Origin of the sequence: Methanolapillus africanus (genome assembly GCF_032714475.1) — an archaeon.
GTDB classification, from domain to species: domain Archaea; phylum Halobacteriota; class Methanosarcinia; order Methanosarcinales; family Methanosarcinaceae; genus Methanolapillus; species Methanolapillus africanus.
This window is the reverse complement of the sequence record NZ_JAWDKD010000019.1, coordinates 71692-86321: the sequence shown is the minus strand read 5'-3', so window position 1 is coordinate 86321 and position 14630 is coordinate 71692. Positions and strand designations below refer to the sequence as shown.

21 protein-coding genes are annotated in these 14630 nt (G+C 41.7%); 3 read left to right on the top strand and 18 right to left on the bottom strand.

Translation table 11 applies throughout. From position 1 onward, the window contains the following. Window positions 1-93 precede the first annotated feature (93 nt). From MsAg5_RS06755 to MsAg5_RS06695, 13 genes are all read right to left on the bottom strand, one after another. Window positions 94-234: a hypothetical protein gene (locus MsAg5_RS06755; protein ID WP_338099871.1), complete on the bottom strand. Its 141-nt coding sequence runs from the start codon at window positions 232-234 to the stop codon at window positions 94-96. Between the two features lie 13 nt (window positions 235-247). Beyond that, on the bottom strand, window positions 248-640 hold the full coding sequence (locus MsAg5_RS06750) for a hypothetical protein (RefSeq protein WP_338099870.1): 393 nt from the start codon (window positions 638-640) through the stop codon (window positions 248-250). A 5-nt stretch (window positions 641-645) separates the two neighbouring features. Further along, window positions 646-1056, bottom strand: coding sequence for a hypothetical protein (locus MsAg5_RS06745; protein ID WP_338099869.1), 411 nt, complete (start codon window positions 1054-1056; stop codon window positions 646-648). Beyond that, on the bottom strand, window positions 1053-3590 hold the full coding sequence (locus tag MsAg5_RS06740) for a carboxypeptidase-like regulatory domain-containing protein (RefSeq protein ID WP_338099868.1): 2538 nt from the start codon (window positions 3588-3590) through the stop codon (window positions 1053-1055). The genes MsAg5_RS06745 and MsAg5_RS06740 overlap by 4 nt, the downstream gene beginning before the upstream one ends. A 1-nt stretch (window position 3591) precedes the next feature. Next, entirely contained in the window at window positions 3592-3885 is a 294-nt protein-coding gene (locus MsAg5_RS06735; protein WP_338099867.1) for a hypothetical protein, read from the bottom strand. Next, window positions 3882-4166 (bottom strand): hypothetical protein, encoded by a 285-nt coding sequence (locus MsAg5_RS06730; protein ID WP_338099866.1) that lies wholly within the window; start codon window positions 4164-4166, stop codon window positions 3882-3884. Before MsAg5_RS06730 ends, MsAg5_RS06735 begins: the two co-directional genes overlap by 4 nt. Beyond that, entirely contained in the window at window positions 4163-4303 is a 141-nt protein-coding gene (locus MsAg5_RS06725) for a hypothetical protein (protein WP_338099865.1), read from the bottom strand. Before MsAg5_RS06725 ends, MsAg5_RS06730 begins: the two co-directional genes overlap by 4 nt. Window positions 4304-4630: 327 nt before the next feature. After that, on the bottom strand, window positions 4631-5479 hold the full coding sequence (locus MsAg5_RS06720; protein WP_338099864.1) for a hypothetical protein: 849 nt from the start codon (window positions 5477-5479) through the stop codon (window positions 4631-4633). 9 nt (window positions 5480-5488) lie between these two features. Continuing rightward, entirely contained in the window at window positions 5489-6415 is a 927-nt protein-coding gene (locus MsAg5_RS06715; protein WP_338099863.1) for a hypothetical protein, read from the bottom strand. After that, complete coding sequence (locus MsAg5_RS06710; RefSeq protein ID WP_338099862.1) at window positions 6384-7301, bottom strand: hypothetical protein; 918 nt, start codon at window positions 7299-7301, stop codon at window positions 6384-6386. The genes MsAg5_RS06715 and MsAg5_RS06710 overlap by 32 nt, the downstream gene beginning before the upstream one ends. Window positions 7302-7310: 9 nt before the next feature. Then, window positions 7311-7718: a hypothetical protein gene (locus MsAg5_RS06705; protein WP_338099861.1), complete on the bottom strand. Its 408-nt coding sequence runs from the start codon at window positions 7716-7718 to the stop codon at window positions 7311-7313. Between the two features lie 46 nt (window positions 7719-7764). Beyond that, entirely contained in the window at window positions 7765-8130 is a 366-nt protein-coding gene (locus tag MsAg5_RS06700; protein ID WP_338099860.1) for a hypothetical protein, read from the bottom strand. Between the two features lie 55 nt (window positions 8131-8185). Further along, on the bottom strand, window positions 8186-8557 hold the full coding sequence (locus tag MsAg5_RS06695) for a hypothetical protein (protein WP_338099859.1): 372 nt from the start codon (window positions 8555-8557) through the stop codon (window positions 8186-8188). Between the two features lie 206 nt (window positions 8558-8763). Here MsAg5_RS06695 and MsAg5_RS06690 point away from each other — a divergent pair, with 206 nt between their 5' ends. From MsAg5_RS06690 to MsAg5_RS06680, 3 genes are read left to right on the top strand one after another with little or no spacing between them, the layout of a single operon-like run. Further along, window positions 8764-9051, top strand: a complete 288-nt coding sequence (locus MsAg5_RS06690) for a hypothetical protein (RefSeq protein WP_338099858.1) — start codon at window positions 8764-8766, stop codon at window positions 9049-9051. Further along, window positions 9048-9305, top strand: a complete 258-nt coding sequence (locus MsAg5_RS06685) for a hypothetical protein (RefSeq protein ID WP_338099857.1) — start codon at window positions 9048-9050, stop codon at window positions 9303-9305. The genes MsAg5_RS06690 and MsAg5_RS06685 overlap by 4 nt, the downstream gene beginning before the upstream one ends. Window position 9306: 1 nt before the next feature. After that, window positions 9307-9765 (top strand): prepilin peptidase, encoded by a 459-nt coding sequence (locus tag MsAg5_RS06680; RefSeq protein WP_338099856.1) that lies wholly within the window; start codon window positions 9307-9309, stop codon window positions 9763-9765. Window positions 9766-10489: 724 nt separating this feature from the next. Here MsAg5_RS06680 and MsAg5_RS06675 read toward each other — a convergent pair. The 5 genes from MsAg5_RS06675 to MsAg5_RS06655 form a co-directional block, all read right to left on the bottom strand. Next, complete coding sequence (locus MsAg5_RS06675; RefSeq protein WP_338099855.1) at window positions 10490-10810, bottom strand: hypothetical protein; 321 nt, start codon at window positions 10808-10810, stop codon at window positions 10490-10492. Window positions 10811-11039: 229 nt separating this feature from the next. Continuing rightward, window positions 11040-13538, bottom strand: a complete 2499-nt coding sequence (locus MsAg5_RS06670) for a DUF927 domain-containing protein (protein WP_338099854.1) — start codon at window positions 13536-13538, stop codon at window positions 11040-11042. After that, window positions 13535-13909, bottom strand: coding sequence for a hypothetical protein (locus MsAg5_RS06665; protein ID WP_338099853.1), 375 nt, complete (start codon window positions 13907-13909; stop codon window positions 13535-13537). The genes MsAg5_RS06670 and MsAg5_RS06665 overlap by 4 nt, the downstream gene beginning before the upstream one ends. After that, a complete protein-coding gene (locus tag MsAg5_RS06660) occupies window positions 13910-14128 on the bottom strand; it encodes a hypothetical protein (protein ID WP_338099852.1) in 219 nt (72 codons plus the stop codon). A 44-nt stretch (window positions 14129-14172) separates the two neighbouring features. Next, the gene (locus MsAg5_RS06655; protein WP_338099851.1) at window positions 14173-14442 is read right to left on the bottom strand and encodes a hypothetical protein; all 270 of its coding nucleotides are present in this window, start codon (window positions 14440-14442) and stop codon (window positions 14173-14175) included. Window positions 14443-14630: the final 188 nt, after the last annotated feature.

Here is a 14630-nt window from a genome sequence, read left to right as displayed (position 1 = left end):
TGTTTTGATTCGGCGTCCCCGGGTTTGAAAGCGCTCCGTTGTTCCCGAGAGAATTGCCGGCGGAATCGCGGACAGTTGCTGAACCGACCGCCATCAGTCACCGCCTCCGTATTTCTGACGGTAAAAGTCTTTGGCCTGACTCAACGTTTTTTGGACGTTGGATCCGGACGCATCGTAAACAATTCCGGATTTTGTGTCTCTGATTTTAACGATGACAGTTGCGTTTGATTTCATATTTTTAACCTCTTCAATTTTTAAAATATTTATAACCCGGAAGAACAAAAAGTGCAATGGATATCAGCATGTACGTCCATGTTGACAGCTCGTACGGCAGCACCTGAACCAAGATCATGCCGACGGCCGAGAACGCGGCGGCCGGTATGGACACGCCGCCGGTCGTCAGATGAAGCGCCGTGTAAACCGTGATGAACAGAATCATCCATAAGACGGTACCGCCGACGGAATTAACGTAGAAATCAAGAGCCATTTCCAGCAAATCCCAATTGGTGAATCCGGAAACGAAGAATTCGTTGTAAAGCTCCGTAAAATCGAACTGCTCAAAATCTTCGATCTCCACGGCGCCGGCCACGTTGAACAAAAGGCAAAACATCGCAATGAACAGAATGATTTTTTGAAACATTGATATCACCAATAGTGTTTGATGGAATCTCCATGACGCAGCTGATAAAATCCGATGATGTAGATGATCCAGACAACTGCGTTAATTGCGTAACAGAAGAATGCAGCGATGTTGACGCCGTTGACCTCGTAGTAAAAAATCTGCGCCAAAACAGCACCGATGAATAGGATCCCCTTGAGCGCGCCCCATACGATCGTGGCAATTAGATAGGCGTAGTACAGTATCGAAAAGACACTATCAAATAGTCCCGAATTCTGTCTGTCAATTTCACCGGCAAGCGACTGCCAGTCGTTTTGCGGCAGATCGAGCTCCGCCGGAACAAACCAATTCTCCCCGGTCGCCGCGGCGAGCGCGTCAACGGCGCCGGTCCCGGCCGTAAACAAGGCCACAATTAAAGCGAGCTTTACAGCTTTCATTCTCTCTCAACTCTTTCAGTTACAATTACAATACCAGCAAATACGACGGCAATACACAATCCGATAGCAAACGATGAAAAACGCATCCATCCGACCATCAGCAACCCGAAAAACTCAACCGGAATAATAAACATTCCCAGATGTTTCGTTCGTTCTGAAAATAAAAACGCCGTCACGAGAACAATAAAAACACACAACGCATCGTAGTGCCACTGCTCCGTGAATCTCGGCAGCTTAAATTTTGCTTTGATTTCTGCAGAGTCAAACCGGATCGTCTTGCTTACGGTCTTGCTTTTTCCATCTTGGTCTGTAAACGTGACAGAAACGATATAGGTGCCGTCTTTTGTGACAAGGAATGATTCGTTTTGAGTGCCGGTGAAATTTCCGGAAGCGTTCGTGTACAAAACGTCACCCTTATACACGTTTATGACAAAATCAACCGTGTCATTGCTGCCGTTCGTCGTCATATTCACAAAAATGCGTGCGTGCGTCGTATTGACGTCAGCTGAAGTAATGGAATAAAGCAAATTGTCCAGGACAACGGACGGATCCGACTGATTGACGTTTCCGAGGAAAATAACATACTCATCCGATTTCGGATATGTCGAAAATTCGTGAACGATCTGAAGATCAGTTCGAGCGACAAAACGGTATTTTATCGTCTCTTCCAACCGAAAAGACACGGATCCATCAACGCCGGTAATTCCAGAAAAAACGGAGTCACCGCCGTCTCCTTCGTAAACATCAACAGTCAAATTTGAAATAGGAGAACCTAACAGTGTTCTGTAAAATAAACGCACATAATGAGGTGTTGTGTATTCTTGTGCTGATTCCTTTGTTACAGTTAACGTAAAATCGGTACTGTTATCCGAAATAAAAATTGATTTCGTTACCTGTGCATATCCAGAAGCCTGAATTATAACTTCTTGTTCCCCACCAGGCACGTTTTTATAAACGACAGTTCCGTCGTCAGTTGATTTTATAGATTGGTTGGATCCGAAAAATGTAGTAAACGACCTGACAGGACTTCCATTTTCATCAACGACATGGATAGTAATATTATACAGTTTATTTAACTCAACGACTTGTTTCGTCGGCCCGGTCAAATATCCTGTCAGCGTCTCATAGCCGTCTTTTTGAAAAGTAATGTACCATTGCCCTGTAACAGCACTTTTTCCAAATTCACCACCATCTTGAGACTGTAAAGTATAGGTTGTAACGCCATTGACCATGCTGACGTCAACGCCCGGAATCGGCCGGCCAAACTGATCGACAACAACGCCCCAGATTGATGTGTTATTCGGACTGATTTCTCGAACAAATGCCATATCCATGACACGGATACGGCTTTCGGCTGGGATCGTTTCTGAATACGTTGTCTGATTATAGTTTACATTAACTCCGGAAGGCGTCGTCAAAACAAATGACGAATCGTATGTAAAATTTTGAATATAGATCACAGAATTTCTACTGTTGTTGTCGACCAAAGAGATTGCTGTAGACATTCCACTTTGATTAAAAGTCACATTAGATCTCATGTAACTATAAAGTGCCGTCGAATTTACACCAACAGCATTCGTTGATGTCGATATAACAACATTTCCTGGAGTTGGCCCTACTAATGATACAATATTACCGGTAACTCCATCAACAAATCGAATATAAATACCAGTCGCATTGTCAAAAAAAGAAATGTTTCCATAAATCTCTTCTGTATCAACGATCATCGCCGTTGCTACAGTATAATTTTCCAACTTTGATTGATCCCTCGAAAGAGAAAATTGTATTGCGTTTCCAACAAAATCGTCAGCACTTATGTTTTCAGAATGATTATATGCATAATAGTGATTTGAACTAACTGTCCAATTCGATTGTACATACACGTCTGTTTTATGCGTTGAAACATAAACAGAACGATGTTCATTTACACCAGGACCAGACCACAACGTTACACTACTCGCCGACGTATTATTCCACCACCAAACGCCCGTCGAATTATTTGTAAGTAAACGTCGATCCATTGCCGTGTTCGAGTCATTATAAAATCTCAATGTAACTGTAGTGTTATACGTGCCCCAATTGTCATCCGAATTATATTCGACAAAATTGTAATCTGGGGTCGAAAAATTATAAACACCATTACTCAAATTCGAAATCGGAATGAAAAAATTAAAAACCGATTGGTTATTGACAGATGGCAATGATGTGTTTCCACCAGTCATAAAAATAGTGTTGTTTCCAGCAACAAGATCTTTTTTCATTGTGACACTGATACCCTCCGGCGTCGTTCCGAAAACATAAGAGGGGATTAAATTACCGGAAGAATCATAAAAACGGTAGCTGTTCAAAGCCTTATCGTAATCGAACGGAAATGGCATATATATATGGAAAGTTGCATCCGCTTGCGTAACCTCAGAAATGACAGTAATTTCTTGATAATAATTATTCCCGTCGTCGGTGGGTGCGCCCCCGGCAAATGAGGAAAGTAAAATCAAAAATGTGGCCAACAAAAAAATCCGGACAAAATTTCTCATTTTACCACTCCATCGTCCACGGCTGCAAGTATTCCTTCAGGTAATTGCCGGCAGTAAAAAGGATGAAAATCAGGCCGGCCATCTCCAGGATTACCAAAACATTGTAACACGCATCCTGTACAGGCTGTGGGTAACTAACCGTGTCAACGAACAGCATAATCAGCATGCCGTTCAAATCTTGGAACAGCGGAGACAAGATGACCCAGATGAACGGGCCGGCGATGAGCGCGACCAGGAACACGATGAACGTGTACGCGGATCCGAGAGATGCCCGGTCGTCAGTCAGGAAATTCATCTGTAAACCTCCTCTCTGAGCTGCTCTTTGATAAACATCTGGGTGAACCATACAAGTATGGCCGACAAAAGGATCCAAAAAATGACCCAGACCCAAACGCTGCCCCAAATAAAGTCAAACATTGAGTCGAGCTCCGGCGTATAATACTGATTGTATTCCGCCGGCTTCATTGACGGCAGCATGACGGAAAAAAGCGGCGAAAAAACAACATATGCAATGATGGTAATGACGCCGGATACCAGCATGGAACAAAAACCCCATAAAACCCTGATCAGATTCATTCTTTTTCCGCCTTCAGCAATTCAACAACATCGTCCGACAAACCCGGCAAGATCTTAAACCCGGTCCAATCCACCGAAACCGGCCTTTGCTCAAGATGTAAATGCTGGCCGGCTTCAAACCGGTCTAACAATTCCAAAAGCTAATCTTTGCCGGCATCGGTAATCTCGTAATAGTAAATCGATTTTGGAGATAACCCGGATTTCTTTTTGATTACTTTTTTCACCAACAGTTTACTCTTTACATAACGGTTAACGAAATGACATATCCCGGACATTGAGAGCAATGTTACCTGCTGCACAGTGATCGACGTGGCCTCAATGTCCAGGTCGTTCAGCTGAAAGACGGCCGAAAGGATCTGCAGCTTGGCAACATTATAAGTTTCATAATTTTGTTTTATTGACGAAATATGATTTTCGGCAGTCATAACGCTTGCGAACAATATTGAACACCCCGTATAGGCCGTTTATCTTCCAAGTTTGCGGCGAAGTACTTTGTTTATCGCCGGCTCCTTTTCCCCATCCTTTGTAGTAGTGGCTGACTGGCGCGAAATTCTTCCTTCCTTGTACAAGCGATCGGCTTCACGGCGTTTCCGATCTTCACGTATCATACGCCGTAGTTCATTTCGTTTGCGAGAGTATTCCTCAAACATCTCCGTAGGTGGATGATACAGAATAACACGTTTAATGATCCCGCGAGGCGCATATCTCGGGTATGTCCAGAAATCCTTCCCGCCATTTTGTCCGAAAATATCCTCTTGAGCAATTCGCAAAATACAAACAATCGCCAAATCCCAACGAATTATTTTTGTTTCTCCTGTTTCTTGATTTAATTCATAACGAGGAACGGTGATCTTCCTCTCAGGATAAACATCAACAGAAAACACTTCACGAACACGATTCGTTATGCGCATATCATCTAGCGATGTACCAATGAAAATGATACCATCCGTCCGGTTAATCTGAACCTCATCAGACATCGACTTGTTATCAGTTGTATTCCACTCATGAGAAGATCCAAACATACGCGTCCCCATTTCATCTCCCAGGATAACAGCCCCGCGCCCAAGTGATTCAGACATTCTAAACCAATCATCTGTCGTAAATGCCACATTCCTGGAAACTGCAAAATTATGATCCAATCGAAGACCCAACGCCAGCGCAATCGTTGACTTTCCTTTTCCTCTCTTTGATCTGATCTTAAAATCCCACGATTCGTTTCCTTCAACGACCTTTTTCCGAATTAAATCCAAAATATCAATCTGCCGATTGTAAAACGCATAATCCTCATAATGTAACGGAATCCACTTTTCCATGAGAGCACCTCACAATCCTGCTGGCTTCTGTGCCGGAATATAATCAGGTTGTTTGTTGTCCATGATGTCCGGTTGCTGATGAATCCCGGCGCGCATCATTAAACGCGAAAATTCTGCCTTATGAAGCAAATATGCATTATGATAATCTTTCTTTGACAATTTCTTTGGTTTATCATCAGGCCCGGTCGTATTCAAAAGACGGTTATTGATGGCGATGCAGTTATCCAAAAAAATCAGATCAAAGACCGGCGCAAAACCGACAAGAATTCCGTAAAAAAAGTTTCTTTCTTCATCGAACTTTCCTTCCGACAACAGAAAGAAAGAACGGTTTGAAAAATTTGTGTACATGAAGGCAAACTCTGACCGGCCGGAAAAACCAATGATTTCAACATTTGGATTGAGCGGATCGAATTCCTCTCCGGACTTCGGGATCGATGGAAGACCATTTTTGACTTTGTTCTCGCCAGTAATGGTACGATACAATTCAAAATCAAACATTTCGATTGTTTGAGCCGTATCCTTCAGGCCAAGATCATACATTTCCTTCTGGAATTCTTCTGATATTAAAATTCCACTTTCAACAATTTCCTTGTCCGATACTGACCCAACGGTCGTATTATCTAAATAATCTTTAATTTTTTTGGATAATCCGGCATCAAGGAATTCCTGCGTATACTGATACAAAACATCGATTGCCAAAACAAAATTCCGGAATGTTTCTGTTTTGAAGTCATCTTGAATGACATTTCCGTTCGGATCCGTCAGCTGCACAGAAAACTCAGTCCTGAAAGAGGCAGTCGCATCACATAGTGATGCGACTGACGCTTTGATGAGCAGAACAAATGAAAATTTATTGGAATAAACGCCTTCCGGCAAAACATCATCACTCATCGCCGCACCCCATTCAAATCGCACCGATCGCCAGCAAGAAAACAATGGCCGCAATTACCAAGACCAAAACACCGGCCGCAATTGTCAGGAACATCGTTGATTGTTTTCCGGACTTCATGGCGCCTTTACGTTCAGCTTCACTCTCAAGCTCGAAGAGATCTCCCGGCGTCGCCGCAATCCCGGTATCAACAATTTTTGAGAGGTGGTTAAACGCAAATATAGCGCCACCGTCAGTATCCCATCCGACACACATTTTTTCAAGATCGGCTTTTACTTTTTCAAGGATCTCAAAATCCTCTTCCGGAATTTGCGCTTGAGCCGTTTTTTTAATTTTTTTCTTTTCGGTAACGGGCTCATCATAAAGATAATTTCCTTGAGCATCGTGGACAGGACTTTGAATGACCTCTCCCTTATCATTTTTCACAAAAGCGTCGCCAATTTCTTCATATTCGATATAACCACACATGAGTGCACGACTCAATTTGCACCTAAACAGCGCATCGTAGTTTTTGACGGTATCCGGGAGGCCGGCTGCTCGAAGAGCTGCAACAGTTTTGTCAACAATATACGCCGTTGTTGTTGATTGCGGGTATGGAGAATTTTCATGAACATGAACAAACTTAAATTTCCCGACCTGTTCAACATCGTCTTTGTTTCTCGGCCTGAAAATAACTCCGAACCGTTCCGGTACTGACAATTTAATACCGTCGATTTTGGCACAGCAAAGCGCTGCCGTCGAATAGGACGAATGCCGGAACAAAACAAAGCGCGTTCCGCCGCCATACGATGCCGAAAAAAGAACACGAGCTTCCGGAATAATCAAAAATAAAAACAAAACAAGTGCCGTGACGGCAAACAAAACGAACGGAATCACCAATATGATCGCCATTTGCCAGACCGGCAAAACAACTGAAGATGTAAACAAAGCCATTTTCTCATCTCATTTTTTTAATTTATCAATATAAGATCCGCTTTTATTCTCCGGAGCGCTCAACCGCGTCGAAATTTCGTTGTAAATTCTCTCCTCATTCTGTTTATCCCGTTCGAATCCTTTGTATGATCTCAAGTACCGCGGAATTGTGACAAACTCGAGTTCTGACAATAACAAATGAAAGAGCGGGTTTTGGGCGTCAACTTTCGGAACGGAAAGCTTGAGTTTCCGGGACATGATTCTCTGCTCAAGGCGGAAAACTTCAATGTCTTTCATTGTCGGAAAATTCGTCATAACCGCATCTTGCGACGCGCATGAATCAATATGAGCTTTCAAAATGTCAACCGTCAATGATGTGAAAACCGTTCTTGATTTTTCAAGGAGTTCCAAAAATCTGTCCGCGGCCGGACACTCCATGATCTGAACTCTATACGCAAAAGACTCAGACTGATAACCGCGCTGTTTATTTTCTGCCAGCAATCTCTGCTGCTGAATCGCTTGTGCTGTTTGCATCGGATTCGGCTGTTGTTGTTGCTGTGGCCGTGTTTGCATCATTTTTTAGACCCTCAATCATAATTTCAATTTTTTTAAATCGGTAGTTTGTGTTTAAATCAGAATCTGATTTTTGTAAAATAATAAGCACAAATCCAAAAACCAGAACAAGATACATCAAAAACTCAGGAGTCCCGGATAATTCATCACCTAAAAAAGAAACAGACTTGAAAATCATCCAAGCAAAAAATGCAAAAAGACCAAAGACACAAAGTGACATAAGTAACGAAAAAGCATACAAATTTTTCAATTTCTTTTGATTATCTAATTTTTTCATAAGATCACCCGAAAAAAAGTAAAAACGAAATCGTTTCCGATTTCGTTTCGAAAAATCATCTCCGCTGGGAAATGGATGCGTAACCCGCTCCACCGAGGGACGACATTAAAACAAAGAGAACAGCTCCGGCCATCAGCACGAGTTGTAAGGATCCGGACATGCCGTATGCAGCAGTTGTACCCGTTATAACGCTCTGAGAGGCGTTGTAATAGGAACTGTTTTCGTCAATCGTGACGGAATCGGAAATACCGGCATTGATGCTCAGTCCGATCGTCAACATGGCTCCGACGACAATGACACCGAAAACAGCGCCAATGGCTGCACCTGCAGCAATCGACATACCGCTGTCATCGTTGTACAGCGACTTTGCTTGATTGATAGCAAAGCACACCAAACCCATGAAAACTTTTTCAGCGACAGTAATCACTTTTAATTACACCTCCACAATGGGAAAACCCGACGGAAACACCGCCCATGATTTAACAAACGTTTTTTAAACATATAAATATTTTGTAACATATACATTAGAAAATACAAATGATAAAGTATATTTTAAAACATACATATAAATAGAAAAAAAGCGAAATTAAAGGCATGATACCGTACCAGATATTTATTCTGATTACGTTTTTTATGATCGTTTTTCAGATTTTCGGATTTAAATATGGAAAAGAGCGTTATGAAGCGGTTGTCTGCATGCTGCTGGCAGCCATCATATCATTCGTTTTGGCCTTGAATTGTTATTACGGAATTGGATTTGATTCCGGAACGTGGACAAACGGTTCAATCGCGATACTGTTTACGGTCAATGGGATAATTTCAATCCTCTTTTTCGCCGGCTACACGTTCAACGTCCTGGCCGGATCCGTCTTAGACGCCGACACATTTGATCAAAAAATCGACGAGTTGAGAAACAGATGAATACAAAAGTCATTTTCATTATGGTCTTGTTCGCTGCCGTTGGCATAATTTCAGTATTTTCGCTGGTGATGTTCAGCGCCATTGACGACGATGCGAACGCGTCCATTTCTCCGGATCTTCAGACGGAATATGACATCACGACAAAAACAATATCGACATCCATTTCTTTGATGTCTTTTATTCCGTACATCCTTATGCTGGCCGCATTCGTGGCCGCATTTTCAATTATATTTTTTGCCATGCGGAGAAGGTAAAATGATTTACATTTTATTGAAGATGGTCATAACAACCTTTTTTTTATCATTCTTCGCATCAAGAGACTTGAAGAACCGGAAAGTTCCGAACAGGCCGATTCTCATATTTTTTGTAATCGGTTGTCTGTTTTTTGCCTATGATTGGTACGTTTCCGGATTAAATTTGAACAATCTGGTTTTGACTTTGATCATCCCGGTGTTCATCATGACAATGTACAAAAAAAAGTTGTTTGGCGGCGCAGACTGCAAAGTTTTCATTTCGATGGCCGTATGGTGGCCGCAACAATTCCTTTACATGTTTATTATCGGAATGCTTTTTGCCGTCACATACGGATTTCTCGGACGTTTTGATAAATTCAACAAATCACTCAAGCTGCAGATCGAAAGAGGAATTCCACTTTTGACATGTTTTACCGTTTCCTGGATAATTGTGGCCTTTTTCAGCTTAATTTCCGGATAATTCACCAAAAAATGCTGATTTTTGACAAAAAACAGCATTTTTCCTATTTTTGATCATTTTTTGTCTATTTTTAATAGATTTTGAGACATTTTTGACGCTTTTTTGAACGAACTTTTCTCAATAATTAATTTAAAAATAATATTTATCTGTTTTACGTGATATCATTTCGTTTGTTTTTTGAGTAACACGATTGAAGATTTTCATGTTTTTCGCCATTTTTTAAAATTTGATTTGATGTATTTTTGAACAAGACATACAAGACAAATAAGACAAAATGACAACACGTAACGAATTTTCACCGCTTCTTTTTTAGTATCTCGTGTCTGTTTATTTTGTCTTGTAAACTTACAAGACAAAACGAAAAAATCGTAAGACAAATAAGACAAAAAATCGATGTTTCAGACAAATTTTGAGTTTTGTCTTGTAATTGTCATATTTGTCTTGTAGTTGTCTTGTAAATTTACAAGACAAAAAAAGCAAAAACGGCATATTGAATCGTATTCAGTAAAAAAACAATAACATAATACTGTTTGTCTTGTTTGTCTTGTATGTCTTGTAGATTTTTTCCATTCTTTGAAATCGCAGAATGGAGTTTTAAAAAACAAAAGACAATTCACACAAAGTAACAAGACAAATAAGACAACACAAAAACGATAGCTAAAGCTATTCAATTTATTCAAGAAAAAAAGAAATTGTCCGGAACGGATCGTTCCGGAAAAAATTATTATTCTAAGATTATGGCACTTTGAATTGAGTGAATTTCAATTACACTTCTTTCTGTTATGATTTCAGCAGAGAGTGGAAACCATTCTCTGCCTTCGATCTTATATGGTACAAGGTCAACTATAACCAAATTATAGATTTCATCAAGTGTTTCTTTATTTCCCTCGACTAGAATGTCTATTGTATTTTGCGGCGCATCTCCCCATACAAACCCTCTTGCATCTATACCTTTCAAATCGTTGTCTCTCTTAAAGTTGAATTTTTTAAATAAGAAGGATTTTCCATTTTCAAAGACGAGTTCTCGGTGATCTTTTGGAATCATGGCGTCACCCCAGTAAATATGTTATTTATAGCATGATCGACGAGACCAAACACCATAAGAACGATTGTTAAAATGAAACATGCTACTGCTAACCTAATCAGTGGCGTTGGGTTTCTATCCAATGAATATTTAATATCAGAAAATATTCCACCGATTCTATTTGCATTAATAGATAACAAAAATGATAAAATTAGGATCTGAGCAGAAAGGATATACAATTGTTCATAAGTCATTCCATCTCACCGCCGTTGTTTTCGTCGTAATCTGAGATTTCTGATTGAACTTCTTCGATGAGCTCGCGCCGGCGGACCGTCAGATCGTAACCGCACAGTTTGTTGGCTTCGGCCAAATTTATCCGGTAAACGTATGTCCGAACTTTTTTCTCTCCCTGGCGCGGATGATGCCGTTGTTGAACCATGTACTGGCCGTCTTTAGATCCCTTAAACAGGATTTTTTTGTCGGCCCATTCCTTGAGGACGTTTTTCATGCTCGGTTTTCCGACCATTGTTTGACAAACGTATTCGACGACGTTGGTTGAAATGTCAACATATTCAATCATGCCATCTTTTGAGAACCAGGCCTCAATCTGATCCGAATATTTGATCGGACTGTACGGCTCCTGTGAACCGTAATCCGATCGCGGATTGTATGGATTTTCAAGAATATCGTCCGTAAGCCATCTTGTCCGTGACTCGGAGTGATCGGCCCGGGACAAGGTACCGACGAGGACGGCCTGCCAATCCTGGTCGCCGAGCTGTTTGACGGCGCCGTCGAGAATTTCCAAGCATCTGTTTTTGACTAAATCGTTCATCGCTTCGGAATCCATCGGTTCCCGGATCTTCAGCCGGACATTCGTCATTTCAACGAGGATCCCGGATACGTGGAACAGCGCAAAGCTTGAGCCGAGCCTCGAGGCAAGAGCATCTCCTGACGTCGCATATTCTTTTGAAACTTTGTCATAAAGGTCCGTTATCCTGTCAGTTCCGACCATACCAATCGTTTTTAATAATTCATATTTGAAGAAACCATAATGCTCGTGGCATTTTATTCTGGCCAGATTGTCGATTAAGGTTGCACGACTTGTGTTGACGTCGTCTGACTCGGCGGCCGGCAGGTTCAAACCGTCAAAAATCGGAATCACACGCGCATCAATACCGGATCTCATGACTCTGTTCACAAAGTCGTTTTCAAGACTGATGTATCCGATTTTGTGAAATTCGTTTATTTTTCGAGCCTTTGCTTCTTTATTCAATCTGCTCTTTTCTTTTCCATCAGAAAACCAATAGGGAATATTGGCTTTGATGTCTTCCCGGGTATTCGTGAATTCGTCCATGATCGACGGCAGATAATCCCATTTCAGCCATGCAGACCAGATTCCATTCGCGGTACCGGAACCGAGAGTGATGAACTTCTTCGGATTTCCGAACAAGCTGGCCGCAATTTTCGCAATGGTGGATTTACCGCGGCTGGTTGTACCTGAATTGATGATGAGTGTATTTTCGATTCCGGGGAACATGTCCATCAAAAAAGACGCAGATAGACCGTAAATCGTGACCCATAGATTTGTATTTTCCATAAATATCGGCCGGCCTTCGATGTCTTTGGCCGTAAGTGCCGGTACCCATTCGGCGATCCATTTGGCGTAATCTCCGGAATCTGAAATGCCGGCGAAAAATTCTTCATAGCCGGCCATTCCGCTCATCTCGTCGATCGGGACCGGCTGGCTGACGTTGTTGAACTCAAGGTCGAAGTAACGATCGCCGAGCATGAAATACTTCTTTCCGTCGTGGACGGCCCAGCCTGTCCGACTTGAGAAGTAATAATGATCGATTTTCTTCATGTCACGGTTTTGCATGGCGAAAAGCGTGAGGAATCGCGTAAAGTGCTTTTCCTCGCCGCTGATGACGATGACGCGTTTTTTGATATCGTCCAGGAATTCTTTGTCGGTGATTTTGCTTGCAGACATCAGGAAGTTACGCGGCGCACGGCGTCCATTTTTGATGTGGTACCGGAAGTAAATTTCGTCGTCTTCAGCAAGATCCTGAAACTCAGCCGTCACGACGACCAAATCTGAAATCAAATTTTCATACGTTTCATCATTGTTTTTATCATACTGCAATCGATAGAGTTTCCCATTATCGTAATCGATTTTGTACGGCCTGTCGACGATCCACCGGCTCGGGTCGATCATGGCGTTGTGGTGCGACTGATACATATGCTCCGGCCACAAACGTTCATATTCTTCCGGAAAGATTTCCCGGAATTCAGAGACACAGCTGCCGATGTAAAATTTGAGTGTTGTAAACATCGTTTTTCCGAAGTATTCAGACAGACAGTCGCTTGCAACGCTCAACTCATCATCTGTTGGATTCATCAAATTTTTTATCGGAAAGGTTTTTCCTTTTATTCCTTCTAATTTTTCAATTAATTTTGCTTTCGCGGCCGTTGCGTAATCTTCAGGTTTTTTCTTTGTTTTCTTACGATCGTCATTCATCATCTGAAGCTCTTTCTGATATGATGGTTCAAGCCCAAAACTAAATTTTGTTTTTGATTTTTTAGAATAGTGAATGACGATTTCGATATCTCCCTGAAGGTCGCAACTCCATGGCCAGAAACCTTTCTGAAGTTCCTTGAGTTCCCATTCTTTTGATGTGAAATCCCGGTGAACGTACCCATCTTCTCCGATCTTCTTGTAAAGAGGTTTACCTTCTTCTCTCTCGTCGTTCATTGCCACACCCCGATGAGATGACCATCTACTTCATAAATTGAAATCATTCCTTTGGGGCCGTTTTCATTCTCAAGAACCATTTTCGCTTCATCTTCGTCGTATGTGATTTTTCTTATGTATGTACGCAGCGCTGCTCTACTGTGTCCACTGAATGCAATGACGATGGGTTTTTGTGTCCGGGCAGAAAAATTGCGTCCCACAAGTGTCGCGTAAATGTAAGACATTACCCCCGATGAAATTAATGCAGATAATATGAAACTGATGTGGTAAGGAGACAGATGAACATTGAAGAGTAGTTGTATCCATGCCGTTGCGATTATAATCAACAACGCAGGCGCCCATATGATAAACATTAATCCGTATTTTTTCATTCAGTTCGCCCCCATCTGATCCGACAAATTCGTGCATTTTACAGGCTGCTTTTTTTCTCTTAGTGATTTTGTTGTGTTGACGGCAGCCACCCGGAGAATGTTTTCTTCAGCGATCAAAAAGTCAAGCTCTGCCAAATCATCGCTGTCCGTGCATATTCCGAGACTTTTGAAACATTCCGGACAATAAAACATGCCTCTGCAGTAAACCGAACATGACATCGGTTTTACTTTACTGCAGTTCTCGCAAACATAAGCCGATGACATTACGGACACCTCGCATCTTTTACGATGACAACGATTTCAGAAACAGGATTTTGTTTTTCACAGTCCTGAGAAAGAGTGCAGCATGTTACGTTTGGTTCTGGTTGAATCGGATCACAGCCAGAACATTCTGGAGCTTTTTCAAAGAATTGTTCGCTCTGGTCCAATGTATAACCCCAAACTGCACCACCAGCAAATGCTATTCCAAAAACGAAGAAAAATAAAATGATGGCAACACTCATTGATATTCCGTCTTTTTTTTCTTCACTCATTGTTCGGCCTCCTTAGGAACGAGTTCAGTAAACCTTTCCGTGTAGAGTCCGAGTGAATCGTACATGTCTTTTGATACCGTTTGAGTGTAAATACTGAAAACACATCCGGGATATTTTTCAGAAAGATTTTCTTTGTCTTTTTCAAACTCGGCAATAGAACCATAAATTCCTACGCCGATCGACGGAGA

Excerpts from the sequence above, each read along its gene's own strand:
- MsAg5_RS06755 (WP_338099871.1), bottom strand. The coding sequence starts at position 234 with ATGAAATCAAACGCAACTGTCATCGTTAAAATCAGAGACACAAAATCC.
- MsAg5_RS06750 (WP_338099870.1), bottom strand. The coding sequence starts at position 640 with ATGTTTCAAAAAATCATTCTGTTCATTGCGATGTTTTGCCTTTTGTTC.
- MsAg5_RS06745 (WP_338099869.1), bottom strand. The coding sequence starts at position 1,056 with ATGAAAGCTGTAAAGCTCGCTTTAATTGTGGCCTTGTTTACGGCCGGG.
- MsAg5_RS06740 (WP_338099868.1), bottom strand. The coding sequence starts at position 3,590 with ATGAGAAATTTTGTCCGGATTTTTTTGTTGGCCACATTTTTGATTTTA.
- MsAg5_RS06735 (WP_338099867.1), bottom strand. The coding sequence starts at position 3,885 with ATGAATTTCCTGACTGACGACCGGGCATCTCTCGGATCCGCGTACACG.
- MsAg5_RS06730 (WP_338099866.1), bottom strand. The coding sequence starts at position 4,166 with ATGAATCTGATCAGGGTTTTATGGGGTTTTTGTTCCATGCTGGTATCC.
- MsAg5_RS06720 (WP_338099864.1), bottom strand. The coding sequence starts at position 5,479 with ATGGAAAAGTGGATTCCGTTACATTATGAGGATTATGCGTTTTACAAT.
- MsAg5_RS06710 (WP_338099862.1), bottom strand. The coding sequence starts at position 7,301 with ATGGCTTTGTTTACATCTTCAGTTGTTTTGCCGGTCTGGCAAATGGCG.
- MsAg5_RS06705 (WP_338099861.1), bottom strand. The coding sequence starts at position 7,718 with ATGGAGTGTCCGGCCGCGGACAGATTTTTGGAACTCCTTGAAAAATCA.
- MsAg5_RS06700 (WP_338099860.1), bottom strand. The coding sequence starts at position 8,130 with ATGAAAAAATTAGATAATCAAAAGAAATTGAAAAATTTGTATGCTTTT.
- MsAg5_RS06690 (WP_338099858.1), top strand. The coding sequence starts at position 8,764 with ATGATCGTTTTTCAGATTTTCGGATTTAAATATGGAAAAGAGCGTTAT.
- MsAg5_RS06685 (WP_338099857.1), top strand. The coding sequence starts at position 9,048 with ATGAATACAAAAGTCATTTTCATTATGGTCTTGTTCGCTGCCGTTGGC.
- MsAg5_RS06680 (WP_338099856.1), top strand. The coding sequence starts at position 9,307 with ATGATTTACATTTTATTGAAGATGGTCATAACAACCTTTTTTTTATCA.
- MsAg5_RS06675 (WP_338099855.1), bottom strand. The coding sequence starts at position 10,810 with ATGATTCCAAAAGATCACCGAGAACTCGTCTTTGAAAATGGAAAATCC.
- MsAg5_RS06670 (WP_338099854.1), bottom strand. The coding sequence starts at position 13,538 with ATGAACGACGAGAGAGAAGAAGGTAAACCTCTTTACAAGAAGATCGGA.
- MsAg5_RS06665 (WP_338099853.1), bottom strand. The coding sequence starts at position 13,909 with ATGAAAAAATACGGATTAATGTTTATCATATGGGCGCCTGCGTTGTTG.
- MsAg5_RS06660 (WP_338099852.1), bottom strand. The coding sequence starts at position 14,128 with ATGTCATGTTCGGTTTACTGCAGAGGCATGTTTTATTGTCCGGAATGT.
- MsAg5_RS06655 (WP_338099851.1), bottom strand. The coding sequence starts at position 14,442 with ATGAGTGAAGAAAAAAAAGACGGAATATCAATGAGTGTTGCCATCATT.